Origin of the sequence: Pedosphaera parvula Ellin514, from assembly GCF_000172555.1 — a bacterium.
Classification (GTDB): domain Bacteria; phylum Verrucomicrobiota; class Verrucomicrobiia; order Limisphaerales; family Pedosphaeraceae; genus Pedosphaera.
The window spans coordinates 33,972-56,452 of sequence record NZ_ABOX02000033.1 but is presented as its reverse complement, the minus strand read 5'-3'; the positions used below and the strand labels follow the sequence as shown (position 1 = coordinate 56,452).

General features: G+C 51.4%; 23 protein-coding genes and 1 tRNA gene. 9 read left to right on the top strand and 15 right to left on the bottom strand.

All coding sequences use genetic code 11. From position 1 onward, the window contains the following. Positions 1-20: 20 nt before the first annotated feature. The 4 genes from CFLAV_RS21400 to CFLAV_RS21385 form a co-directional block, all read right to left on the bottom strand. A complete protein-coding gene (locus tag CFLAV_RS21400) occupies positions 21-644 on the bottom strand; it encodes a GNAT family N-acetyltransferase (RefSeq protein ID WP_007416923.1) in 624 nt (207 codons plus the stop codon). Positions 645-744: 100 nt separating this feature from the next. Further along, positions 745-1,608: a prepilin-type N-terminal cleavage/methylation domain-containing protein gene (locus CFLAV_RS21395; protein WP_007416922.1), complete on the bottom strand. Its 864-nt coding sequence runs from the start codon at positions 1,606-1,608 to the stop codon at positions 745-747. An 83-nt stretch (positions 1,609-1,691) separates the two neighbouring features. Further along, positions 1,692-3,023: a (Fe-S)-binding protein gene (locus tag CFLAV_RS21390; RefSeq protein WP_007416921.1), complete on the bottom strand. Its 1,332-nt coding sequence runs from the start codon at positions 3,021-3,023 to the stop codon at positions 1,692-1,694. A gap of 107 nt (positions 3,024-3,130) precedes the next feature. Then, positions 3,131-4,636, bottom strand: coding sequence for a sigma-54 interaction domain-containing protein (locus tag CFLAV_RS21385; RefSeq protein WP_007416920.1), 1,506 nt, complete (start codon positions 4,634-4,636; stop codon positions 3,131-3,133). Positions 4,637-4,876: 240 nt separating this feature from the next. Between CFLAV_RS21385 and CFLAV_RS21380 the strand changes: the two genes are divergently transcribed. The 3 genes from CFLAV_RS21380 to CFLAV_RS21370 all read left to right on the top strand — a co-directional run bounded on the left by CFLAV_RS21380 (position 4,877) and on the right by CFLAV_RS21370 (position 6,636). Beyond that, the gene (locus tag CFLAV_RS21380) at positions 4,877-5,386 is read left to right on the top strand and encodes a DoxX family protein (RefSeq protein ID WP_007416919.1); all 510 of its coding nucleotides are present in this window, start codon (positions 4,877-4,879) and stop codon (positions 5,384-5,386) included. Between the two features lie 28 nt (positions 5,387-5,414). Then, on the top strand, positions 5,415-5,867 hold the full coding sequence (locus CFLAV_RS21375; protein ID WP_007416918.1) for a DUF5069 domain-containing protein: 453 nt from the start codon (positions 5,415-5,417) through the stop codon (positions 5,865-5,867). Between the two features lie 70 nt (positions 5,868-5,937). Continuing rightward, the gene (locus CFLAV_RS21370) at positions 5,938-6,636 is read left to right on the top strand and encodes a pirin family protein (RefSeq protein WP_007416917.1); all 699 of its coding nucleotides are present in this window, start codon (positions 5,938-5,940) and stop codon (positions 6,634-6,636) included. 56 nt (positions 6,637-6,692) lie between these two features. Here CFLAV_RS21370 and CFLAV_RS21365 read toward each other — a convergent pair whose 3' ends face one another. Both CFLAV_RS21365 and CFLAV_RS21360 read right to left on the bottom strand, forming a co-directional pair. Next, a complete protein-coding gene (locus CFLAV_RS21365; RefSeq protein ID WP_007416916.1) occupies positions 6,693-8,075 on the bottom strand; it encodes an FAD-binding oxidoreductase in 1,383 nt (460 codons plus the stop codon). Between the two features lie 181 nt (positions 8,076-8,256). After that, positions 8,257-8,571: a winged helix-turn-helix transcriptional regulator gene (locus tag CFLAV_RS21360; RefSeq protein WP_007416915.1), complete on the bottom strand. Its 315-nt coding sequence runs from the start codon at positions 8,569-8,571 to the stop codon at positions 8,257-8,259. Positions 8,572-8,807: 236 nt separating this feature from the next. Here CFLAV_RS21360 and CFLAV_RS21355 point away from each other — a divergent pair, with 236 nt between their 5' ends. Together CFLAV_RS21355 and CFLAV_RS21350 are read left to right on the top strand one after the other, a co-directional pair. Then, complete coding sequence (locus CFLAV_RS21355) at positions 8,808-9,620, top strand: NAD(P)H-dependent oxidoreductase (RefSeq protein ID WP_007416914.1); 813 nt, start codon at positions 8,808-8,810, stop codon at positions 9,618-9,620. Positions 9,621-9,748: 128 nt separating this feature from the next. Beyond that, positions 9,749-9,955: a DUF3185 family protein gene (locus tag CFLAV_RS21350; RefSeq protein WP_040549719.1), complete on the top strand. Its 207-nt coding sequence runs from the start codon at positions 9,749-9,751 to the stop codon at positions 9,953-9,955. Between the two features lie 68 nt (positions 9,956-10,023). On the opposite strand, the gene CFLAV_RS21345 is transcribed toward CFLAV_RS21350, so the two are convergent. Further along, positions 10,024-11,244: a threonine synthase gene (locus tag CFLAV_RS21345; protein WP_007416912.1), complete on the bottom strand. Its 1,221-nt coding sequence runs from the start codon at positions 11,242-11,244 to the stop codon at positions 10,024-10,026. 256 nt (positions 11,245-11,500) lie between these two features. On the opposite strand from CFLAV_RS21345, the gene CFLAV_RS21340 reads away from it, so the two are divergent. From CFLAV_RS21340 to CFLAV_RS21330, 3 genes are read left to right on the top strand one after another with little or no spacing between them, the layout of a single operon-like run. After that, the gene (locus tag CFLAV_RS21340; protein WP_007416910.1) at positions 11,501-12,538 is read left to right on the top strand and encodes a Gfo/Idh/MocA family protein; all 1,038 of its coding nucleotides are present in this window, start codon (positions 11,501-11,503) and stop codon (positions 12,536-12,538) included. 57 nt (positions 12,539-12,595) lie between these two features. Then, entirely contained in the window at positions 12,596-13,588 is a 993-nt protein-coding gene (locus CFLAV_RS21335) for a glycoside hydrolase family protein (RefSeq protein ID WP_007416909.1), read from the top strand. 44 nt (positions 13,589-13,632) lie between these two features. After that, the gene (locus CFLAV_RS21330; RefSeq protein ID WP_007416908.1) at positions 13,633-14,343 is read left to right on the top strand and encodes a PIG-L deacetylase family protein; all 711 of its coding nucleotides are present in this window, start codon (positions 13,633-13,635) and stop codon (positions 14,341-14,343) included. A 27-nt stretch (positions 14,344-14,370) separates the two neighbouring features. Here the strand turns inward: CFLAV_RS21330 and CFLAV_RS21325 are convergent, their stop codons facing one another. From CFLAV_RS21325 to CFLAV_RS21290, 7 genes are all read right to left on the bottom strand, one after another. Continuing rightward, complete coding sequence (locus CFLAV_RS21325; RefSeq protein ID WP_150107526.1) at positions 14,371-15,702, bottom strand: MFS transporter; 1,332 nt, start codon at positions 15,700-15,702, stop codon at positions 14,371-14,373. 112 nt (positions 15,703-15,814) lie between these two features. Then, positions 15,815-15,903 (bottom strand) — tRNA-Ser (locus CFLAV_RS21320). Positions 15,904-16,010: 107 nt separating this feature from the next. Next, positions 16,011-17,501 (bottom strand): PQQ-binding-like beta-propeller repeat protein, encoded by a 1,491-nt coding sequence (locus CFLAV_RS21315; RefSeq protein WP_007416906.1) that lies wholly within the window; start codon positions 17,499-17,501, stop codon positions 16,011-16,013. Positions 17,502-17,813: 312 nt separating this feature from the next. Continuing rightward, entirely contained in the window at positions 17,814-18,239 is a 426-nt protein-coding gene (locus CFLAV_RS21305; protein ID WP_007416904.1) for a response regulator, read from the bottom strand. Between the two features lie 77 nt (positions 18,240-18,316). Beyond that, positions 18,317-18,742, bottom strand: coding sequence for a response regulator (locus tag CFLAV_RS21300; RefSeq protein WP_007416903.1), 426 nt, complete (start codon positions 18,740-18,742; stop codon positions 18,317-18,319). Between the two features lie 461 nt (positions 18,743-19,203). Beyond that, positions 19,204-19,884: a quinol:electron acceptor oxidoreductase subunit ActD gene (locus CFLAV_RS21295; protein ID WP_007416901.1), complete on the bottom strand. Its 681-nt coding sequence runs from the start codon at positions 19,882-19,884 to the stop codon at positions 19,204-19,206. A gap of 29 nt (positions 19,885-19,913) precedes the next feature. Further along, positions 19,914-20,195: a hypothetical protein gene (locus CFLAV_RS21290; RefSeq protein ID WP_007416900.1), complete on the bottom strand. Its 282-nt coding sequence runs from the start codon at positions 20,193-20,195 to the stop codon at positions 19,914-19,916. A gap of 105 nt (positions 20,196-20,300) precedes the next feature. Between CFLAV_RS21290 and CFLAV_RS21285 the strand changes: the two genes are divergently transcribed. Then, complete coding sequence (locus CFLAV_RS21285; protein ID WP_007416899.1) at positions 20,301-20,858, top strand: hypothetical protein; 558 nt, start codon at positions 20,301-20,303, stop codon at positions 20,856-20,858. A 53-nt stretch (positions 20,859-20,911) separates the two neighbouring features. Here the strand turns inward: CFLAV_RS21285 and CFLAV_RS21280 are convergent, their stop codons facing one another. Continuing rightward, positions 20,912-22,351 carry an APC family permease gene (locus CFLAV_RS21280; protein ID WP_272941490.1) on the bottom strand — a complete coding sequence of 480 codons (1,440 nt, stop codon included), beginning with the start codon at positions 22,349-22,351 and terminating at the stop codon, positions 20,912-20,914. Between the last annotated feature and the right edge of the window lie 130 nt (positions 22,352-22,481).

Sequence of the window (22,481 nt, the reverse complement as noted above, 5' to 3'; positions counted from 1 at the left end):
GGACGCTCGCACGTACATGACTAGTGAGAAGGAAATGCGAAGCGGTTTTTCAGAATGAAAATTGATATCACCAGGACGCCACCTGCCAGAATGATCCCCAGGATCATGGCTAACTGCTTTAAAGTGCGTGCCTGGCGCATTATGCCGGTGGTCTTTAGTTTTTCCGTCTCCATAAACCTGGTGAATTCCTTATCCAAATCCACTTCCACCGCTTGCTCATCCCGAAGTTGTAACGTCAGCCATTCCGCACCAGGGGAGGCCCAGGCAGGTGGTAATTTGCCAAGCACCTCAGCCGAGGAAGGCTGGAGCCCAGCCTGTTTCCAAAATGGAGCCTCTTCCTGGGTCCAAAGACGAACCAACCCATGGTTCCTGGCGAGAGATTGCACCCTTTCCCAAAGGTGGGGGCGGAGGTGATCGGCCAGGGCAAAATCGGTAAACCCTTCGCCATGCAACCGGCCATGTCGTCCGATGATCTGAACTCCTATCGCTCCGAGTAACTGGCCTTCGGCAGTTTCAGCAATTTGAAATTCAGTCAGGCGCTTTTCCAGGTCGTCGCCGGTAAACTTCATGGAATTCCACAGTGAGACCAGCTTTTGCAAGTCATCCACGGTGGCACGTCGCACACGAAATTCGGATGGGCTCATCACGAATTCATGTTATTAAAAGGGGCATGGCTGGTAAAGGATTTTGGATACTGCAAAAAAGGCGGGAGGCGACGGCAGCGGAGCGCGAGTATTAACGCCCTTAATGGTTTACAATCGTTGCGTGTTCCTGCATCCAGACAATATCTGCATTGCGTGGAGAAGAATCATTATGCTGGTGATAATCCGAAGACTTGGGGACCAAAGTGCGGGGATCCCGCCAGCGGTGCCCCTCCGCGTGACCATCTGCAAAACTCACCACACCGCCGCCGTTGTGCGAAACCGCAGGGAAATTGAAAAACCTTTCTGCCCCCGGATTTCCCATATACACCCCGAAATAAGGCCAACAAATACTGTCGGGAAAAACATCCTGAAAGGTAAAAAGGGAAGAGGCGGGAAGGCTGGTGATTTCTGTTGTTTTGTGAAATATCCTGTACGCGTTACTGGCTGAAAGCCGGTCATCCCAAGTATAAATCCAGCCGGTATAGGCATTCAGAGAATAGCTGCGTTGCCTGGGATAATCCTTGCCACTGACCTTGACTGTCTGTCGATCAGATGGGCAACGAAAAACGCCGGCTGACTTCAAATAAGTTGCGAACAGCGCGTAATTCGGATCCAAAATGAGCGCGGTGTTGGTATTATCAGGAGGATTAAAGAAAACTCCCTGCACCCAGAATTTGGGGTTGACAGAGCCCCCGCTATTAGGCTGTCCATTGGAAACAAGAAGATCGTTATTGTCCGTGGCATACATAACCCACGTTACGCCAAGTTGACGTAGGTTGGTGATGCACTGAATACGTTTTGCCTTCGCCTTGGCTTGTGTCAGCGCAGGCAGGAGCAGGCTGGCCAATATCGCAATAATAGCAATCGCAACCAACAACTCGATGAGAGTAAAGCCTGGGTCCAGGTAGCAGCGATGCGTAATTCTTCCAGAAGCGGTATTAGTAATACCATTGATCTCTGGCATATATTGACGCTAAGCTAAGCCAAAGACTTTACAAGCGCAAAAGGGCTTATCGGACCAGTTCCCGGCGTTCCCCCACCTTTCAATTACTCAGACTTGCGATAAGCCTCAGCAAGCAGCGTGATGGGATGTGCGATGCGCAAAGCCAGCTTCTGCTCCTTCGCACCGTTAATGATCTGCAGCATACACCCAGGATTACCCGTAGCGACGACAGTTGCATGGGTGCTCTTGATATGGCGCAATTTACGAGTCAGAAGGTCACCGGCCATTTCCGGCTGGATCAGATTGTAAATACCGGCGCTGCCGCAGCACCAGGTGCTCTCGGGAAGCTCAACCAGCTTCAGATTAGGGATGGCTTTTAAGATTTGGCGGGGTTGTGCGGTTATCTTCTGGCCATGACAGAGATGACAGGCTTCGTGATAGGTGACAACCTGTTCGGGTGCGCCTGTGGCAGCTGGGAAGGCGATGCCAATTTGGGCCAGCCACTCATGTATGTCTTTTACTTTTTGGTCCCAGAGTTCGGCGCGCTTAAAGTAGGCGGGATCATGCTCCAGAAGCTTGGCATAATGTTTAAGATGGGAGCCACAGCCAGCGGCGTTGGTAATAATCGCATCGAATTGTTCCGGAGGAAATTGGTCGATTTGTTTGCGGGCCAGTTGCTGGGCGAGTTCCCATTCGCCATTGTGTGCGTGCAGGGAGCCGCAGCAGAGTTGCACAGGTGGCGTGACGATTTCGCAACCGTTGCGGGCGAGCACTTCAACGGTGTCACGATTCACATCACTGAAAATCAAATCCTGGGCGCAACCGGTAAGGACGGCGACCTTATATTTCTTTGGGCCGACAGAGGGGGTGACCGGCGCAATTAAATCGGCTGAGAAATCAGGTTGGATGGGAGGTGTTATGGCTTCCAACTCCTGAAGCCGTTTGGGGAGGAGCTTGAGGATGCCGCTACGCCTGAGAAAAGTCTGGAGGCCGAGCTGTTGGTAAAGCCGCATGGCATAGCCGAGCAGATGTAAGCGGTGCAAATCCATGAACAGCCAGCGAAGTGTGAAACCGCGAATAATTGAGCGTTGTGGCGACTGCAAAACTCCGCTCTGTTCGGCTTCGGCACGGGCGTGTTCAAATAGTTCGGCGTAATTGACGCCGGCGGGGCAGGCGGTCATGCAGGCCAGACAGCCGAGACAGAAATACATTTCGTCGGCAAAAGTCTGCGTAGGTTCGAGCCTGCCATCAGCGATGGCGCGCATCAAGGAGATGCGACCACGCGGGCTGTTGCGCTCCAGCTTGGTGGCGTCGTAGGTTGGGCAGGTGGGCAGGCAGAGCCCGCAGTGCATGCATTGTTGCACCACGGAGTAATCCAGGTCTTTCAAATGGGAATGACCTGTTGCCCGTGCAGTTGATGACGTCGATGCTGACATTTGCGTTCTTTAAAAACTGTTCACTAGCCTGCTGCCTATAGTAATGCAGAACGGTTTTGATTGTTTCATGGGGCGCGCACCAAAAGCAACAATCTTTGGTATTTGTGCTACTTGAAATCGGCTTTCTTCAAGCCGTATCGCTGGATGCGTGATGCCAGGGTGGTTGGTTTCATGCTAAGAATGGCGGCGGCACCTTCTTCTCCATAAATGCGACCTTGCGCCTGCTTGAGGGCGTTGAGAATCACCTGCTTTTCCTGTTGTTTGAGTTCGCCCAGGGAAGGTTGGTGGTCAATTGAGCCATCTGGAGCGGGGACACGGGCTGAGGGTGGAAACGGTCTCTCGCTGTTGTTGCCGAGTTCGAATTTCAGGCGTCCACTGCGCGCGAGGATGACGGCGCGTTCCACGACGTTCTGGAGTTCGCGAACATTCCCGGGCCAATCGTAACCTTCAAGTTCACGGACATCGGCTTTGGTTAAGCGGGGTCGCGTGACACCCAGGCGATTCGCGGATTGCTTGACGAAGTGCTCGGCGAGTGGGCCGATGTCTTCGGGGCGCTCACGTAAAGCTGGGATTTCGATGGGGAACACACTCAGACGGTAGTAGAGATCGAGGCGGAAACGACCGGCTTTGGCTTCGGTCAGCAAATCGCGGTTGGTGGCGGCGATGATGCGGACATTTACAGTTCGGGTGCGGTCTTCACCAACGCGTTCGAATTGACCTTCCTGCAGAACACGAAGCAATTTGCTTTGAAGGTCGAGCGGGATTTCACCGATTTCGTCGAGAAACAGGCTGCCGCCGTTGGCCAGTTCGAATCGGCCGACGCGGTCCTTGATCGCGCCCGTGAAAGCGCCGCGAACGTGGCCGAAGAATTCGCTTTCAAAGAGTTCCTTGGGAATGGAGGCGCAGTTGACACGGACCAGTGGTTTGCCCTTTCGTTCGCTAAGATCGTGAATGGCGCGAGCGACCAGTTCCTTGCCAGTGCCGGATTCGCCCAGGATTAGAACGTTTGCTTGAGTGGGGGCAACGACTTCGATTTGTTGCAGAACTTTTTTGAGAGCCGGACTGCTGGCGATAATGGCACCGAAACGTTCGCTACGGATTTCATCGAGCAGGTATTCGTTTTCAAGTTCGAGGCTCTTCTGTGTTTGGATGCAACTCACCGCACCGACGGTGCCGATGATTTCGCCTTTGCTGTTTTTGTAAGGGGTCGCTTTTACGGAAACCCAATGGCGTGTGCCGTCCTTGCGGAGCAGTTGATGTTCGTAGAATTCGCTTTTACCGGCGACGCGTTCCTGGTTGCGCTTCGTCATTTGTGGCCATTGCGCCTTATCGGTGAGTAGTTCGTAAGCGACGGCACCGATGAGTTCGCTGACTGGGTAGCCGGTGATTTCTTCCATGCGCAAATTGGCGTAGATGACATGATCGTTCGGGTCGGTGATAAGCAATCCTTCGGCAAGGCTTTCAATGACGGTGCGGTAAAACTCTTCTCGTTGGCCGAGGAGATTTTTCAGATTCTGCTGGCCGCCAAGGAGTCCTTCCAATTCGGTGATGCGATTCCGCAGCAGCTCTACTTCGTCCTGAACTGGTGTGTTTTGGGAAACTTCCGTCGCCATGAAAATGAGATAAGGCCATTGGCAGACAAGTGCAACGCAAAATAGTGATGGTAACAACGAAAGTGAGTGAATAACGAGAAATCGTTGTTAGTTTGTTTCCTGTTAAACGGATTGATTAATAATGTAACTATCTTATGGGTAAGTGCTTGTATGCATATTGCAAGTAATTTCAATGGCTGGCATGCGGTAAGCATTAGAGGGAGATGCAGATTGAAATTTGAATAAACAACTGAACGAAATATGAAAACATTAAAATCTCTTTTTAAGACTACTGATGACAATGGCGCGCTGGTGCTTCGTCTGGGTTTGGCGGCGGTAATGTTTCCGCATGGTGCGCAGAAAGTGCTTGGGTGGTTTGGTGGGTATGGATTTACAGGCACGATGAACTTTTTCACTCAGACCATGCACATACCTGCGCCGCTGGCAGCCCTGGCGATGACTGCTGAGTTCCTTGGTCCCATTGCCCTGGTGTTTGGATTGCTGAGCCGGGTCGCGGCATTTGGAATCGGCTTCACCATATCTGTGGCAGCATTCACGGTGGCATTGCCAAACGGGTTTTTTATGAACTGGTTTGGGAACCAGAAGGGTGAAGGTGTTGAGTATCATATCCTGATGGCGGTGATCGCCCTGGCGGTGGTAATCAAAGGCGGCGGCAAGTGGGCGTTGGATTCGGTGATTGCACGGCAGTTGGAACGAACAGAAGTTGTGAAAGCGTCAGCGCAGAAACAACAGGTGGCGGTTGCCCGATAAGTTTAACCAAAAAGAAAGAAAGAATATTATGAGCAAAGAAAAATTGAAATTACTGGCGAAGGATTTGACGAAGGAATATCCGCGGAGTCCGCGGGAGACGTTGGGCGGTTATGTTTTGGCGGCACGATGCATCGATAAATGCCGGGCGGTGTTGAATGAAACGCAAGGCGAGTATCATTATGCCTGTCCGCTGGACCAGCGTTGGTTAAAGTTCGCGGAAATAAATCCGGAAGAATTGAAGGCGTTTGTGGCGACGGGTGCGACCGATGACGAGATCGCCAACTGGGTTCAGCAACATGCGAAGAAGCGTTCGCGCACAGAGATCGTGCAGTGGAACAACAAAGAACGGGACACGCGGTTGAGCGATTTGCCGCCCGAAACGCAGGAGTACATGGAAGATTATGTCCAGAAGTACGTGCCGCGGAATCGGCCGGTGTATCACTGGTTTGATGTGTTTGATTTGGAAGAAGAACGGATTTGACGACTAAATAAAGGCGGTCCGGTTGTGGCCGCGACAGAAACTGTATACAAACAAAAGAAAGGTAATAAATATGATCACAATTAGAAAATCGGACGAAAGAGGACATGCCAATCATGGTTGGTTGGATTCTTACCACAGCTTTTCATTTGCGGATTATTATGATCCAAAGTTCATGGGCTATCGCAGCCTGAGAGTCATCAATGATGATAAGGTATCGGGTGGCGCAGGCTTCGGCATGCATCCGCATCGCGACATGGAAATCGTCACGTATCTCCTGTCGGGCGCGCTGGAACATCGCGACAGCATGGGCAACGGTGCGGTGATGAAACCGGGCGATGTTCAGCGCATGACGGCGGGTACGGGTGTGCTGCATAGCGAGAAGAATTACTCGCCGATTGAGCCGGTGCATCTGCTGCAAATCTGGATTCTACCGGAACAGCAATCCCTGAAGCCGGGTTATGAACAGAAATCGTTCACCTCGGAATTGACGCCGGGCAAGCTGGTCCCGGTGGTATCGAAAGAGCCGAAAAACGGTGCGCTGAAAATCCATCAGGATATGGACTTGCTCATCGGCAAATTCAATCCGGGTGACAAGGCTTCGTATGAACTGAAGCCGAACCGTCATGCCTGGGTGCAGGTGGCCGAAGGCAAGGTCACGTTGAACGGCCAGGAGTTGAAGGCTGGTGATGGGGCAGCGGTCAACGACGAACGGAACTTGTCGTTCGAAGGCAAGGAACCGGCGCAGGTGTTGTTGTTTGACCTGAACTGAGGTTCAGTAAGGACAAAAGCCAGGAGAGGAAACCAAGGTTTCCTCTCATTTTTATTTTAATCGAACATCTTACCGGGGTTTAGGATTCCGTGCGGATCAAGGCTCTTGCGGAGGTCGCGGAGGACGCGCATTTGGGCGTCGCCGAGGAATTTGGGGAGGAAGGATTTTTTGGCGAGGCCGACTCCGTGTTCGCCGGTGATGGTGCCGCCGAGGCGGATGGCTTCGTCAAAGATTTCCTTGAAGGCTTCTTCGACTCGATGCATTTCCTCCTTGTTGCGTTCGTCGGTCAGGAAGGTGGGGTGCAGGTTGCCGTCACCCATGTGTCCGAACGTGCCAACTTTTAGATTGTATTTTTTGGCAATGGCTTCGACGAAGCGAATCATTTTGGCGAGTTCGCTGCGAGGGACGGTGGCGTCTTCGAGGATGGTGGTGGGGGAAATGCGTGCCAGCGCTGAGAAGGCGGAGCGGCGGGCGCTCGCGAGCTTATTGGCTTCGGCATCGTCCTTGGCCACGCGGACTTCGATGCAGCCGCAGTCGCGACAACATTTTTCCATTTGAGCGGCTTCTTCGGCGACGACGGCGGGATGGCCGTCGGTTTCCATTAGCAACAAGGCTTCGCAATCGAGGGGCAGTCCGATTTTGGCAAAATCTTCGACGCACTTGATGGTCATGCGATCAAGAAACTCAAGGGTGCAGGGAATCACTTGGGCGGCAATGATGGCAGAGACGGCTTCGGCGGCCTGGTCCATTTGTGAGAACGTGGCGACCATTGTCTTCTTTGCCTGGGGCTTTGGGATGAGGCGGAGCAACACCTTAGTGATGACGCCGAGGGTGCCTTCCGAGCCAACGAAGAGGTCCTTCAGGGAATAACCGGCGACATCCTTTACGCACTTGTTGCCGAGCCACATGACTTCGCCATCGGGGAGAACGACTTCCATGCCCATGACGTAGTTGCGCGTGACCCCGTACTTCAGGCCGCGCAGGCCGCCCGAGTTTTCGGCGACATTGCCACCGATGGTGGAAATCTTCATGGAGCCGGGGTCAGGTGGGTAAAAGAGTCCGGCTGCGGTCGCAGTGTCGGCGATGGAGAGCGTGGTGACACCGGGTTCGACGAGCATGGTCAGGTTCGCGCGGTCCACTTCGAGAATCTTATCCATGCGGGCGGTGCACATGACGATGCAGTCCTTACTGGGCAGACTGCCGCCGCTGAGGCCGGTGCCGGAGCCGCGCGTGACCACCGCAGTTTTGGTTTTATTGGCGAATTTAAGGAGCGCGGAAATTTGTTCAGTGGTGGTGACGAAGACCACGCAGCCGGGGAGTTGTTGCATCGCGGCTGTGCCGTCGAAGGAATAGGAGATAAGGTCTTCCGGCTTGATAAGGACGTTTTCCAATCCCACCAACTGCCGCAATTCAGAAAGTATAAGTTCGCCTGGAGCCATAAGGACAAATCGTTGCGGATAGCATGGGACAGGGGGCAGGGCGGGTCAAGAAATCTGGGGAATGGGAGAAGGGCGTTCGAACCATGAAGAGGCTTATGTAGAATGCCCCGGCACACGGAATTGAAAGTCGCACGGATGGAGTGCGTGGGTTGGTTGGCAGTTGCCGCGCGATTAATTTGTGTCAACGGCGCGATTTTGGATTGGCGTCACCCCAAGCGCACATGGCGATCATAATCGGCCTGAGTGATTCGCCCAAGGGAGAAAGGGAATATTCCACCCTGGGTGGCACTTCACGATAGACTTTTCTTCGAACAATTCTATCAACTTCCAGTTCGCGTAATTGCTGGGTAAGCATCTTTCCGCTGGCGTGTGGAATAAGGCGGGCAAGCTCGCCGGAACGGCGAGGGCATTCGGCAAGGTAATGAAGAATGATTGGTTTCCACTTGCCTCCAATTACCTCCAAAGTTCTCGTGATTGGACATTCGTTGTAGTTCATAACAAGCAAATTACACTTTTTAGTTACTATAGGATAAAATGGTGGGTACTTGTAAATCAGAAAGCACGATGACAGTTTATCTGCCGTGACACGAGTTTTAATTGTTCACACGCATGACGAGCCAAAGATAGCAAGCGGCTCGCATCCCTTCTTCATGGACCAAGCGTGCATAATTAATGCGGAAGGCCACGTTAGGAAAATCCAGCAACAATCCTCCAAATCTACAAAGAAGAATTATGAAAGTGTTCATCGTATATGCTCACCCGGAACCGAAATCGCTTAATGCCGAGCTTTTGAAATTTTCGGTTCAAGTGCTAAAAGAGGATGGCCACGAAGTTCAAGTTTCGGACCTCTATGCAATGAAATGGAAAGCAGTTGCTGACCGTGATGATTTTCCGTGGCTGAGTCATGATGAGCGGCTCGATTATGCGACCGCATCAGGTGAGGCTTTCACACTGAAAAAGCAGCTGCCAGAAATTGAAGCTGAGCAGGAGAAGCTTCTGTGGGCCGATTTCGTCATTTTCCAATTTCCTCTCTGGTGGTATTCGATGCCTGCAATTTTGAAGGGCTGGGTCGAGAGGGTTTACACTTATTATTTCGCCTACGGTATCGGTGAGCACGGTGGAGAAAGGTGGGGAGACCGTTTTGGCGAAGGCACCCTCAAAGGCCGTAAAGCAATGATTGTAACGACCGCGGGTGGACGGGAGCCTCATTATCGCCCTCGTGGCGTCAATGGATACATGGAGGATTTGCTTTGGCCGATTCAGCACGGGATTTTCTTTTATCCAGGCATGGATTCGTTGCCTGCTTTCACGCCTTTTGAAGTGGGTCATAGAACCACGCCTGAAGAATTTGAGAAGATCAAATTTAATTACAGAGAAAGACTGCTTACCCTTGAGACAACTCCAATCATCCAGTATCGCTCACAGAACGGGGGCGACTATGATGGGCAACAAGTCTTAAAACCCGGCCGTGAGGGCAAAGGAATTACAGGCTTGGCGATTCATCAAATTAATCCTCGTGTTAAAAGCTACGGGGGAGAATCCTGAAGGTTAACTGGATTGCCCGAATCGAGTAATTCTCACGTTACTGCGAGAGGCGGGAGTATGGGGCATGGATATACCCCATGGGCGTTCAGTGTGTTATGTTTATGATGGTGGTGCATCGAAAGGAACACATGAATAAAGCAATTGGTTTAGCACTGCTCGTCGGCGGGATCGTATTGTTAATCTTCGGCTTTCAAGCCTCGCACTCATTCAGTTCGGATGTGTCGAGAACCTTCACGGGCTCGCCCACGGACAAATCGGTGTGGATGATTGTTGGCGGCGCCGTGGCTGCCATTGCAGGCCTGGTCATGAGTCTGCGTGGCGGTTCGAGGTTGTAACAAGCAGGAACAAAAATGGAGCGGGCCAGAGCCAGCTCCATTGTCGTAAAGCCATTAAGGCGCGCGGCCTATATCTGAGCCCAGTCGATGGGTTTCTTGATATCAATGCGGGACAACTGCTCGTTCACCGCTTCCGGGTATTTTTGGGAAGCCCCGGTGTTGAAGATTAGAATGCGGTCTGTATTTTTGATGGTACCGCGTTTGAGCAACACTTCAAGGGCACCCAGGCAAACTGCTGTTTCGGGACAGAGAGCAATGCCTTCCATCGATGCAGCCAATTGCATCCATTTCGGAATATCAGCCTCCGGTGTTGCCAGAGCCACGCCACCGCTTTGACGCACAGCGTCAAGAATCATAAAGTCTCCAACAGCGGCAGGGACGCGAATTCCACTGGCGATGGTGGAGGCGTTTTCGAATTTGGGAGCAAACCGTTCGCCCTTTTCGAAGGCGGTTGAGATAGGGGCGCAACCTTCGCTCTGACAGGAGATCATTTTCGGTTTTTTGGAAGTCTTCAACCAGCCCATGGCTTCCAATTCCGCAAATGCCTTCCACATGCCAATCAATCCGGTGCCGCCGCCGGTTGGATAGAGTATAACGTCGGGCAATTCCCAGTCGAACTGTTCTGCGAGTTCGAGACCCATGGTTTTTTTGCCTTCGATGCGATACGGCTCCTTGAGCGTGGAGACATCAAACCAGTTTTTGATCTGCTTGCCTTCACCGACAATGCGACCGCAATCGGTAATCAGGCCGTTCACCAGAAAGGTTTTGGCACCGGCCAGATAGCATTCTTTCTTGTTAATCGCCGGCGTATCTTCGGGCATGAAGACGTAAGCTTCCATGCCGGCACGAGCCGCATAGGCAGCCATCGCGCCACCGGCATTGCCTGCAGTTGGAACCGCGACTTTCTTAATGCCGAATTCGTTGGCCTTCGAGATGGCCATGGTCATGCCACGGGATTTAAAGCTGCCGGTTGGCAGTCGGCTTTCATCCTTAACGAACAGGTTGTCCAAGCCGAACGAAGCAGCAAGACGTTTGGTTTGGAGGATGGGGGTGGTGGTTTCGGTGAGGGAAACGATTTTGTCCGGGTCTTGAATGGGGAGCATTTCCAAGTAGCGCCACATGGTTGATGGGCGACCCAGGAGAGCCTTCTTCGGAAACTTGGTTTTCAATGCTTCGAGGTCATATTTGACCCAGAGGGGACGCTGACAGGCGGTGCAAAGATTGTGGACCAGATTAGCTTCATAGCGCTTGCCGCAATTGGCGCATTCAAGGTGAGTGACAAAATTCATTAGTGCATTGAACCGAGCCGTAAGGTGAAGTCAAGTATTGCTGACAGGAAAACTTTCTGTTTTTAATATTTCTAGGAAATGTCCGGTTTTCTGATGTTAATTTCTGAATCATAAGTATGACGCGTTTCAAAGATTGGGCTTTGACAAATCTGACGTGACTTGAAAACCTGCCTGCTCGCTACGCAATAAGGCTGCATGAAATCGAATTTGATGTTGGCTAGGAAGTGAGCGTCTGAATACATGTTTGGGTAAACTCATGAAATTAAAACTCGGATTTATTGGAATCGGGGCCATGGGCTTAAGCCATGTGAAATCCTTTCATGAAGGTTGTGGGCAGCAGGCTGAAGCGGTGGCGATCTGTTCCAGCAATGAAATCAATATTGCAAAAGCATTAGCAATTGCTCCGAAAGCAGGGGTTTACAAAAGCAGCGAAGAAGTTATTCATTCCGACTTGGATGCGGTGGTTGTCTCCACGCCGAACTTTACGCATGTGCCACTGGCATTGGAAACATTGAGAGCAGGCAAGCATCTTTTTTTAGAGAAGGCTGTAGGGGTTAATAAGGAAGAATGCGGAGAATTGCTGGCAATGGCCGATAAAACTGACCGTGTGCTCATGATTGGTCATGAGCTGCGTTACTCCGCTTATTTCCAAAAAATCAAGGAACTGCTGGATGCCGGTGAAATTGGAGTTCCACGAATGGTTTGGTGCAAGGAGTTTCGCGGGCCGTTTCAAAAGAAGTCCCACGATTGGATACAGGACTCTCGAAAATCGGGCGGTGCTTTGGTGGACAAAAATTGTCATCACTTCGATCTGATGAACTGGTGGGTGGGGGCGCGTCCAAAGAGAGTTTGTGCCTTTGGTGGCAACGCAGTGGAGCGGGTGATCGGAGGCGAGCATCAGGTGCTCGATCATGCCACGGTGTCGTGGGAATATGAAAATGACGTGCGAGGAACATTGCAACTTTGCATGTTTGCACCGGAGTTGCAGGGTGAGGATCTCGAAATGGGAATCGTGGGGGACAAAGGAATCATTCAAACCCGCATCTCCAAAATCCAGATCCTATTATGGAAACGCAATGCTGAGAAAAAGGAGCCTGTTGTTTATGATGTTGAAGCCAGGCGCGGAACAGGGTGGGGGAATCATCTCGGATTTGATGAGATACACGAGGCCTTCATAAAAGCCGTCTTGGAAGGCAAAAGGCCGCTCACGACCGTTCGTGATTGTGTGGACGGGACATTGCTGGCAATCGCGGCTGAAGAGTCGATTCGAAAGAAAGCAATTGTTGAATTGTAGAGTGCGGATTTTGAAAGAAAGAACGCGTCAGTGGGAATCGCTTAAAACTTAAGAATTATGAACGAGATATTTAGTCCTGAAGGGTTCGCTGGCGGACAGATTGTTCGTGAGCCAGTCGGATTTGAACCAGGATATTGGGCGGGCGCGCCGGGCTTCTTTTACGACAAAGTAGAGAAGGCTTTTTATCTGACCTATCGTTTACGGAGGCCGAGAGGTGTGTCACCCGATCGCGGTGGAGAAGCGCGCATTGCTCGATCCACTGACTTGAAGCATTTCGAAGATATTTGGTCTGTTACCAAGGATCAGTACGAGAGCGCGTCGATTGAACGGAGTGCCATCTACAAAGGGCGCAATGGACAATGTCATTATTTTACCAGTTACGTGGATCCAATGGATGGTCGCTGGTGTGTTGCCCAGATAAAGTCAGGGGAGATTGCAAATTTGGATCCAAAAAAAGTGGAACGCGTGTTTTCGGCTGCGCCGTTGGGATTGGAAGGAATTAAAGATCCCTGGATTTATGAGGAGAACGGAGTTTATTACATGTTCCTCAGTGTTGCGGTGGCGACGCCCAAGACTCGTAAAGAGTCGCATGATACTCTTGATATTTTTAACACGGGTGAGTGTGTTTCAGCGACCGGCCTGGCGACTTCGACTGATCTCAACTCGTGGGAATGGCAAGGTATCATTCTAAAGCCTGGCGAGTCAGGTTGGGACCGATATTGCCGGCGGATCAATAGCGTGCTAAAGCTCGATGGAAAGTATTTCGCCTTTTATGACGGTAGCGCAAGCGAGGCGGAGAATTATGAAGAGAAGGCTGCAAATGCCGTATCGAGTGACCTGCGGGCGTGGCGAACATTAACGCCGGAAGCACCATTTTGGACAAGTCCCAACCATTCGAAATCCGTCCGCTACATGGATGCGCAGATCCTTGATGGGGTTGTTTATCTCTTTTACGAATTTGCCCGTCACGATGGAGCTCATGACTTGCGTCTCGTTCGTGCCGAGCCAGATAATTTTGCTACGCTGTTGAAATTGTTAGCGAAACGCTAATTGCAAGACCTCGGCAACTTCTCCAAATATTCCCTAAGACGAGAATGAAATTAGATTTTGGCAGAGAGAGAGTTCTGGCCGTAGTGGCTCATCCGGATGATGCCGAGTTACTTTGTGCCGGCACGTTGGCGCGCGCAAAAGCGGAGGGAGCAGAAATTGGAGTATGCGTCATGTGTCGTGGTGACAAAGGTCAGCCCAGCCAGCCAATAAAAAATCTGGCTGCTGTTCGTCGCAGGGAAATGTCTGCGGCAGGCAAGTTGTTGGGAGCTAAATTATACTTTGGCGAAAGTCCTGATGGCGAGTTGGTGGATGATCTGGCAAAGAGGTTGAAGTTGGTTGAGATTTATCGCCAATTCAAACCGACATTGGTGCTCGCGCACGATCTTGCAGATTATCATCCGGATCATCGGGCGGCGGGTCAACTGGCGGAAGCTGCTTCGTGGTTTTGCGCCTCGCGTGGGCAAAAAACGCGTTCAACAGCGATGGCGTCGGCTCCAGTGCTGTGGTGGATGGACGCGATCAACATGCTGGGGTTTACACCTGGTTTTTATGTGGATGTTTCACGTTATGCGGCTTTGAAGACGGAGATGCTGGCTTGTCACAAGAGCCAGTTGTTGCGTGGAGACGACAGAGACTTTTCACCTTTGTCAGAACTGTTGCAATTGCAGTTTACGACGCGTGGATCGGAAAGCGGTGTTGCTGCCGCTGAAGCTTTCCGGGCACATCTTGCATTCAAACGTGTGCGAGCGTGGTAGTTCCTGCCCTATGCCGGCTTGATTAATTTATTCAGGCAGTTGCTGACCCTTGGTTTCTGGAAGGAAATAAATTACGATCACGCCTAATGGGAAGAGGCATCCCAGGATGGTGATTGCCAGTCGCAAATCCATTCCGGGCATTGCCTTCAGCCAACCTGAGATTACCAGAATAGAGGCTGCAAGGATGCGGCCACCGTTGAAGCAGAATCCTGTTCCAGTGGCGCGAAGATGATTGGGGAACAGCTCTGGAAAGTAAATGGCGTAGCCTGCGTGGATGCTGAGTGTTAGAAATCCGAAAATCGGAAGTAGGATGAGCAATTGGGTATAGGTCGAGGGCAGGTAGCAGGTGACCGGGACGATAATGAATGCTGCGATATGCATCAGCATGAATGCTCGTTTGCGACCGAGCCAGACGCATAGAGGACCAAACGAAACCAGACCAAGTCCGCCTCCGATGGTTTGTACGATTCCATAGGCGAACTGCGCCTTCTTGCGGGCTGTCTCCAGATCAACCCCATTTGAAAGGAGAAGCTGTTTGACCAGATCTTGTCCAGCAACGGTGACACCCCAGAAACTCCCAAGGCCGATGGCGGCCAAAAGCATCCCCAGAAGTGCGCGACGATTCCATTGAGGATTCAGCAGGAGGTCACGAAAGCTGCCCAGTTGTTTTCCTTCCCCTGACGCGGCCTTGGTCCCGGCCTGCTTCCAGCTCTCCGGTTCCTGCACGGATGACCTGACCCACAAGATCAGCAAAGCTGGAAGGATTCCGATTAGATAAGCGTAGCGCCATTGAGCACCCACAGCCATTCCTGCGAGTGCTGCGCACCAGGTTCCCAAAACACTTGTTGCGTGAAATATTCCTGACGCATGGGCTCGTGAGCGGGCGGGGAAAATCTCAGCTACCAAGCTTGCAGCAACAGCCCATTCACCACCCACCCCCATGGCGACAAGGAAGCGCAACACTCCCACGTGCCACAAGTTGGTCGCAAAGAACGTCAGGCCTGAAAAAACGGAATACATCAAAATTGTCGCAGCCATCGCGGGACGGCGGCCCCACTTATCTGCGACCGAGCCGAACAGAAGTCCGCCTACCGTGCCTCCGACAAGGAAAACGGCGAGCAAAATGTCACCATACTGCTTGATTTCAGGAGCGTTGATGCCGAGATGCAGAATATCAGTGAGCAGATGATCGCGAGTGAGGTTAAAAACCTGTCCTTCAAAGGAGTCAAAAACCCAACCGGCCGAAGCGATTGCAAGCACGAGCCATTGATAGGAAGTCACACCACGATACCATGGGGAGGAAGAAGCAGATGCATCTCCCTGCCTGGTAGATTTGGTTTCTGTTGTGGGCGAGGGCATGAGGAAATTATAGGAGGATTCTGTCTGGTTGCCATCCAAAAACTTTTGCCGAGTCAAATAATGGAAACCTGAAAAAGAATATCGGAAGAGCATCAAAGATGAAGAATGACGTTGGCGGAGAGAGAGGGATTCGAACCCACGGTACTTTTTAGGTACTCACGCTTTCCAGGCGTGCGCCTTAAACCACTCAGCCATCTCTCCGACAGCAACAGGGGTAATTTGAAGGAGGAACAGAGAGTACGCAATGTTTTTTCGTCACGGAATGAATGGAAATTAGGTTTCATGACGTCGTGGTTTATGTGTTCGCTTCATGGTGTCAGGTTAAAACAGGCCATTTCCACGGCATTACGGACCAGGAGTTTACCATGGTCGATGGCGGGATGATTCCAGGTTTTTCCATGAATTGCTTGAAATCGCGCCAATTCTTCATGCCTTTCAGGGGTGGCTATAACCAATGCCAGTTCACCTTCGCCAGTCAGGATGATCAGGCGGCCTTCCGCGAGCAGCAGTTGACCGTAGCCGTACCGGCCATCCTTCCATTTTCGCTCACCGGAACGGGCGTCCAGACAAGTCAGTATGTCTTCATCCAAACCGTAAATGTAGCCATTCGAGACGACCGAACTGGTAAATTTGTTTTTCAGGAATTTATTTTTCCAAATCGTCCGGGCGGCAAAGCCTGATTCAGACCTGGTAATTTCGACAGCCTGGCAGCCGGTATTGTATCCTGCGGAAAGTAAGAATTGATTGCTGCTCAGCACAACCGGTTGGGCAATATTGCGATTGTTGAGATTTACCACCCAAGGTTGTTCCCAGAGCAGTTTGCCGGATTCCACGTCCAATCCAACGGCACGGGTTGCGGTGACGATGAGTAATTGTTCTTTGCCGGCGAGGTTTACCCGCATGGGTGAACTGTATGCGGCGGGGTCATCAAGCGACTTCCAAATGACAGCGCCGGTGTGCTTGTTGTAAGCCACGACAGATCTGCCATTAGGACCACCGGGTTGCACGATCAGCTTTTCTCCAACTATCAATGGGGAAGAAGCCATGCCATAGGCAAGTTCCGAGGCACCATTGTCGGTCAGAATGTTTTTTGACCAAATTGTTTTTCCATTCAATGCCTCAATGCATCGTAATTCCCCTTCTGCGCCCTGGGCGTAGATTTTATCCCCGTCAGAGACAGGTGTGGCGCGGGGACCGTCTCCGCCCATGGATTCCTGAAAGTAACCGGCCCAGCCATTAGTCCAAACTTCGCGACCTGTTTGCAGATCATACGCGGTGGCGACTTCACAGTCGCGGCGTTGTTCCATGGTAAAGGCCAGACCGTGTGCCACAACGAAAGAACCATAGCCGCCGCCTATCGGCTGATGCCAGAGTTCGATCAGTCCTTTGGCTGGCCAGTTGGTCCGGATGGGAGTCTCATCATAAATTCCATCTCGCCTTGGTCCACGGAAATCCGTCCAGTAAGGAATGGAATTATTTGTCGGCGCGGAGATATTGCTTGAGGTTTGTTGAGCATGTTGAGCACGATTCTTTTCCAGAGCTTCAAAGTTTGGGAGCGTTTTTGAATAAGTAAGCACAGGGGGAAATCCACCACGCCATTCCACCTGCAAACCGGTAAAGCGTATCATCAGCCAAACAATAAGAGCAGTATAAGGAATGCAATAAAGCAGAACGAAGAAAGTTCCGAAGAGTTTCCTTCCCTTCCCAAGTGTACTGCGCCAGAGAACGACCAGTCCAGCAGGGGGAAATAGAAGGGTGCTGAATCTCATCCCTAACGATCGTTTCAGTTCTGCGTTCATACGGGAATGGTAATGAAAGCGCTCCCAGTCACAAAGGTTTTCGGTAATCCGTCAGTAACGGCAGAGGAGGTGATGGCTAGGAGAAAAGCGGGCTCACTGAACAAACATTTGGAGGGAACCCTGGGCTTCTGGCAGATTTTCCAAAATTCCATGGTGACGCCGACCATTTCGGTAAGTTGATCAGAAGAGTATTTAAAACGATTTTCGGTTGCTGCGGTTTGCACCCCTTTAATATCGTTGGGGTGACAAGGGAACCGGGCGTGTTACAGCGTCGGGAAGCTTTTAGCAGAGAGATTGAAGAGTGCGGCACAATCAGCCGTAGCGACCTTCCAGCAAGTTCGTCTCAATCTCTTTGATCATGGCAAGAAGCTGCTCGAGTTCAGCCGGCTTGTAGTAGAAAGCATTTGCGCCCAAGCGCAGGCACTCAGCACGGAGTTGAGTATCGGGAACTCCAGTAACGATGACGATCTTCATTTTTTCAGCCGGATAAAGTGCCAGATATGCCAGGATTTCACGTACATGAAACGAGGGCATAACTGCGTCGATAATCAGCAGGTCGGGAAGGGGATGGAAAACTCGATTATGGTAAGCCCCGGCGCCACTGACATAATGGAGTGCCTCCGCACCATTCTTTAGTTCATTGATGAGTTCGAAATTTTCGTTGGCCCCAAGCGCAAGCCTGAGGAATTCCCTATCCTCGTCGTCGTCGTCAGCAATGATGACCGTCAATTTCCTCATGGACTTGGTTTACAGGAACCTGCCGAAAGTTTCCAGCCTATAATTGCCTGCACCTTTTTCCATTTCTGAAGGCCAACCTAGTGACTGGCTTTGGTGACGAGAGTCTCAATTTCCCTGGCGATGGTTTTAAGCTGGTTCACGTCTGAAGTTTTATAGAAGAAAGCGTGAGCCCCGATTTTAATATAGCCAGCACCGATGTTCGAAGTGGGATAGCCGCTGAATACGATGGTTTTCATGCCGCTTACCGGGTGGCCCTTGATCCAATGCAAGATTTCATTGGCTTCAATGGCGGGCATGATGGCATCGAGAATAAGTACCTCGGGAAATGGGTGAAGATTACGGTCTTCAAAAGGCTTTTTGCCGCTCAGGTAGTCAATCACTTCACTACCATTGGAGAGTTCGTGGAAAACCCTAAGATTCGTTGTCGAATGTAAACACTCGCGAAGGAAGAGCCGGTCTTCCTCGTCATCATCAGCAACAATAACTTTTATGGGTTGCGGCATTACCCCTTATAAAAAAATAACAATGCGGAATGCGAGCTAATTTTAGGTCTGGGCAATCAATATCGATTTGGGAGCACGTAATACATAAACAAATAATTGGTCGCTGTCCCAGTTTCGAGCATTAGCGAATGAAATCGAGACAGTCGTGGATTGTTTTGGCGATTGTCAGGTTAAGGATTTATCTTCCTATTCGGCGCAATATTAATTTTCAATCATAGTTCATCGTAGTGGCAACGGTATGGTCGAGTTTTCCCGGATTGCAGGTTATCAAGATGTACGAATTGGTGCCCAATCAGTACGCTTGTTGAATATCGGCGGAGTAGTCCGAGCTGCTTTCCTGCTTCGGATAAAAGAAGTCAAAGAGGTGAAGAGTGAGAAAGCTGGTGCTTGCGTTCCTCAAAGAAAAAGCGGCACTGGAGTGCCGCTCTTGAATCGTAATCTACTGTATTTGGGGAAACTACTTAGTAAGTATCGTCCTTCCGCTTTACGCCTGGTTTTGGACGCGCTTCGTAAACCGTCCTTTCGCTGGTGGTCCGTTCGCTTGACGTTGTTTCGGAGGTCGCTCCAGTTCCTGATCTAACCGTGGTTCCAGTGGTGGACCGAGCCTTTGTAGCATTACCTTCCTTCACGCTCGACTCAGTAGCTGTGGCGATATCTTCAGCACCACCTTGCTCAAGAATTTGCTTCGCCCGACTGGCCTGATCGGAATCTTCGGTGTGAACTGAGATAAGGATGTTGCCCTCTTTTATGCGCCCTTCATAACGCTTTGCTTCGTATTCAGGAATACCCATGCCGATCAGAGCACCGGCAATGCCACCGACCGCGGCCCCGACGGCGGCGCCACTGAGCGCGGCCATGATTGGGCCAGCGGCGATAAAAGGTCCAACTCCAGGTATTGCCAGAGCACCGATACCCGCAATCCAACCAAGCGCACCGCCGAGGACCAATCCGGTCCCGGCACCGGTGGTGGCGCCTTCAGGGGCCTTGGTATTTTTTTCATGCGCAAAGTCCCGCGTGCCCGTTTTATCCGGGAAAAGTACGGAAATGTCATTGCTGGAGAAGCCTGCTGATTGCAGGCTTTCGACGATGTCAGAAGCGCTATTCTCACTTCTGACCAGACCGAAGACGGATTTTTTTGCCATATTGTTTTCGCTTTCTTTGATTGGTCCAGTCACTTGGGTAGTTGGTCAGCCTGATGCGAAGAAGGGGCTGTTACTTCGTTGGATTTACTGTGTCCTGGAGCCGGGCCAGGAGCCACATTGGTGGAGTCAGTTACCACCGGGTTGTCGCCGCTGCCGAAGTTCTTCTCCGGTGGACCCTCCTTTTTGCACGCGGCCAAAAGGACCGCCGTGCTGAGCGCAACCCACATGAATTTCACTCTCAAAACTTCTCCGCTGTTCTCGAACCATTTCAAGCTTTCATACAGTTCGCACCGGAAGGAAGGCGATGCCATGGGGATTTGACTCCACCATGATGGGGAAAGTCATCCAGCCCGGAAGGTCATTCCCGCTTGCAACGTTTCGTCCATGGGAGTAAAGAAGGGCAAAACTAACAACCTATGCTCAAAAATAAACTCCTCGCACTGGCGGTTGCATCTTTCACAATGATTTCAATCACGGCAAAAGCAGAAGACGACAAACCCGCAGCAAAGGCTGAGAAATCGGGAGCAACCGTGGCCAAACCGGATTCCGGTGAGGGCAGGAAAACTGCCAGGCAGTCGCAAAGCGAATCCGCTTCAAAAACCGCAACCTTTGGCAAGATTTCCAAAACGGACGAGGCTTACAAATCTGCCCTGGATGCGCATGAGCTCGAGGCAGCTCTCAAGCAGGCTGATAAGGCGAGTGGCTTCAAAGGGACAGTGAGTGGGGTGTACGAACCAAAAGGAAATGCCATGGCAATTCTGAATTTTGATCCGCAGTATAAGACCGCAATGACTGCGGTGGTTCGAAACGAAAACTTTTCGAAATTCCCAGACCTGAAAACCCTGGTGGGCAAAGATGTGCTGGTTGCTGGAAAGCTGATTGATTTTCAAGGGAGACCAGAAATCATTCTGACGAACGTGGACCAGATCAAGTTGGTCGAATCAGAAGAGAAGAAAGCAGACAAGAAGGATTGAGTCAGAACCGGCTTCCTTCATTTGAGGGATTTAGCCGCAGGTCTGTTCCTGAATCAAGGCGGACCGGATTTCGAAGAATAACTTTTTCTCCGATAAAACCAGTAAATCGGAGTGCCGACGAGAACCAAGGCTACGCCAAAAGCCGAGTTGATAATGGCCGGTTTCCCGGCAGCAACAGCCTCGCGATAGCCAACCAAATCGTTGTAAACCGTCAGCACCAAATAAAGGGCGGAGAAGGCGATAAAAATCCAAGGTATAAAAGGATACCCAGGCACTCGATATGGACGCGGGGTGCCGGGTTCTTTGCGACGGAGGACGAAAACACCATAGGCACTTAGCGCGTAAAAAATCCAACTTACAAAAATCAAAGTGTCGGTAAGTGTATCGAATGTGCCGCTGAAAAGCAGCAGGACGCTCCAGATACCTTGAACAACCAACGAGGCGGCGGGTGTATGAAATTTAGGATGTGCGACGCCCAGGAGTTGGGGGAAGACGTTGCGGCGGGACATTGAAAAGTAAACACGGGCGCTGGCGAGAATGATGGAGTTGGTGGTGCCAAAGGTCGAAACCATCACGGCTGCGGCGATCCAGCGCCCACCGCCTTTGAAACATTTTTCTGCCACGTCAGCGGCCACCAGTTTGGAGCCGGCCATCACGTCGACAGGTAAAACGTAGGAGTATGCGAGGTTTATTAGCATGTAAATTCCGGTAACAATGAGCATGCCTATGATAAGCCCTCGTGGGACGTTCCTTTGAGGTTCCTTAATTTCGCCCGCGATGTAGGTCAATTTGTTCCAGCCATCGTAGGCCCAAAACGCACCTTGCATGGCGGCAGCCAAGGCGAGGAAAAGCGCCAGTCCGGTCGGATGGATGACTGAGCTGCTGTTCGTAAGATTCGAGATCGAGCCACCGGTGGGGAGAAGGAATGCGCCCAGAAAAAGCAGAGCCATGGCAATTACCTTGGCGATCGTGAAGATATTTTGAACCAGACCGCCAAACTTAACGCCGACGTAGTTTACTGCTGTCAATCCAATCACAAGAATCGCGGCGACTCCCTTGGTGCCAATGTCTTTCAGTGGCAGGACGTCTCCGATGAACGGGACATGAAACCCGAGTGCGGCTATCGAACTGTTAAACTCGGGCAACTTGATGAATTGAGTGGAATACTCCGCAAAGACATAGGCCACGGCTGCGATGGAGCCGGTTTGAATTACCGCAAAGACAGCCCAGCCGTAAAGATAAGCTACAAAAGGGCCAAACATGCGGTCGAAGTAAACGTATTGCCCACCGGTTTCCGGGATCATGCCGGCAACTTCGGAATTTGTCAGCGCGCCAAAGAGTGTAATGGTGCCCGCGATCAACCAGACGGCCAGGAGCAGAGTAGGTGAGCCGACCTCGCCGGCCATGACCCCTGCTTTACGGAAAATGCCGGAGCCGATGACGCCGCCGACCACCATCATAATCGTGGTGAAAAGACCTAGCGTAGGAAGCAGTCCTGAAGTCGATTGCCGAACCTCTGGTTTCGGCTTTGTTTCCAGGATGGATTGATTGGTGCTATTTTCGATGGCGAGCAGATTAGCGCTTGAGCGACTTCGTTACAAGACTGATGACCATCGTGCAGGG

What these genes read in the sequence shown, in the direction of transcription:
- CFLAV_RS21400 (WP_007416923.1), bottom strand. Translation starts at nt 644, where the DNA reads ATGAGCCCATCCGAATTTCGTGTGCGACGTGCCACCGTGGATGACTTG.
- CFLAV_RS21395 (WP_007416922.1), bottom strand. Translation starts at nt 1,608, where the DNA reads ATGCCAGAGATCAATGGTATTACTAATACCGCTTCTGGAAGAATTACG.
- CFLAV_RS21390 (WP_007416921.1), bottom strand. Translation starts at nt 3,023, where the DNA reads ATGTCAGCATCGACGTCATCAACTGCACGGGCAACAGGTCATTCCCAT.
- CFLAV_RS21385 (WP_007416920.1), bottom strand. Translation starts at nt 4,636, where the DNA reads ATGGCGACGGAAGTTTCCCAAAACACACCAGTTCAGGACGAAGTAGAG.
- CFLAV_RS21380 (WP_007416919.1), top strand. Translation starts at nt 4,877, where the DNA reads ATGAAAACATTAAAATCTCTTTTTAAGACTACTGATGACAATGGCGCG.
- CFLAV_RS21375 (WP_007416918.1), top strand. Translation starts at nt 5,415, where the DNA reads ATGAGCAAAGAAAAATTGAAATTACTGGCGAAGGATTTGACGAAGGAA.
- CFLAV_RS21370 (WP_007416917.1), top strand. Translation starts at nt 5,938, where the DNA reads ATGATCACAATTAGAAAATCGGACGAAAGAGGACATGCCAATCATGGT.
- CFLAV_RS21365 (WP_007416916.1), bottom strand. Translation starts at nt 8,075, where the DNA reads ATGGCTCCAGGCGAACTTATACTTTCTGAATTGCGGCAGTTGGTGGGA.
- CFLAV_RS21360 (WP_007416915.1), bottom strand. Translation starts at nt 8,571, where the DNA reads ATGAACTACAACGAATGTCCAATCACGAGAACTTTGGAGGTAATTGGA.
- CFLAV_RS21355 (WP_007416914.1), top strand. Translation starts at nt 8,808, where the DNA reads ATGAAAGTGTTCATCGTATATGCTCACCCGGAACCGAAATCGCTTAAT.
- CFLAV_RS21350 (WP_040549719.1), top strand. Translation starts at nt 9,749, where the DNA reads ATGAATAAAGCAATTGGTTTAGCACTGCTCGTCGGCGGGATCGTATTG.
- CFLAV_RS21345 (WP_007416912.1), bottom strand. Translation starts at nt 11,244, where the DNA reads ATGAATTTTGTCACTCACCTTGAATGCGCCAATTGCGGCAAGCGCTAT.
- CFLAV_RS21340 (WP_007416910.1), top strand. Translation starts at nt 11,501, where the DNA reads ATGAAATTAAAACTCGGATTTATTGGAATCGGGGCCATGGGCTTAAGC.
- CFLAV_RS21335 (WP_007416909.1), top strand. Translation starts at nt 12,596, where the DNA reads ATGAACGAGATATTTAGTCCTGAAGGGTTCGCTGGCGGACAGATTGTT.
- CFLAV_RS21330 (WP_007416908.1), top strand. Translation starts at nt 13,633, where the DNA reads ATGAAATTAGATTTTGGCAGAGAGAGAGTTCTGGCCGTAGTGGCTCAT.
- CFLAV_RS21325 (WP_150107526.1), bottom strand. Translation starts at nt 15,702, where the DNA reads ATGCCCTCGCCCACAACAGAAACCAAATCTACCAGGCAGGGAGATGCA.
- CFLAV_RS21315 (WP_007416906.1), bottom strand. Translation starts at nt 17,501, where the DNA reads ATGAACGCAGAACTGAAACGATCGTTAGGGATGAGATTCAGCACCCTT.
- CFLAV_RS21305 (WP_007416904.1), bottom strand. Translation starts at nt 18,239, where the DNA reads ATGAGGAAATTGACGGTCATCATTGCTGACGACGACGACGAGGATAGG.
- CFLAV_RS21300 (WP_007416903.1), bottom strand. Translation starts at nt 18,742, where the DNA reads ATGCCGCAACCCATAAAAGTTATTGTTGCTGATGATGACGAGGAAGAC.
- CFLAV_RS21295 (WP_007416901.1), bottom strand. Translation starts at nt 19,884, where the DNA reads ATGGCAAAAAAATCCGTCTTCGGTCTGGTCAGAAGTGAGAATAGCGCT.
- CFLAV_RS21290 (WP_007416900.1), bottom strand. Translation starts at nt 20,195, where the DNA reads ATGGCATCGCCTTCCTTCCGGTGCGAACTGTATGAAAGCTTGAAATGG.
- CFLAV_RS21285 (WP_007416899.1), top strand. Translation starts at nt 20,301, where the DNA reads ATGCTCAAAAATAAACTCCTCGCACTGGCGGTTGCATCTTTCACAATG.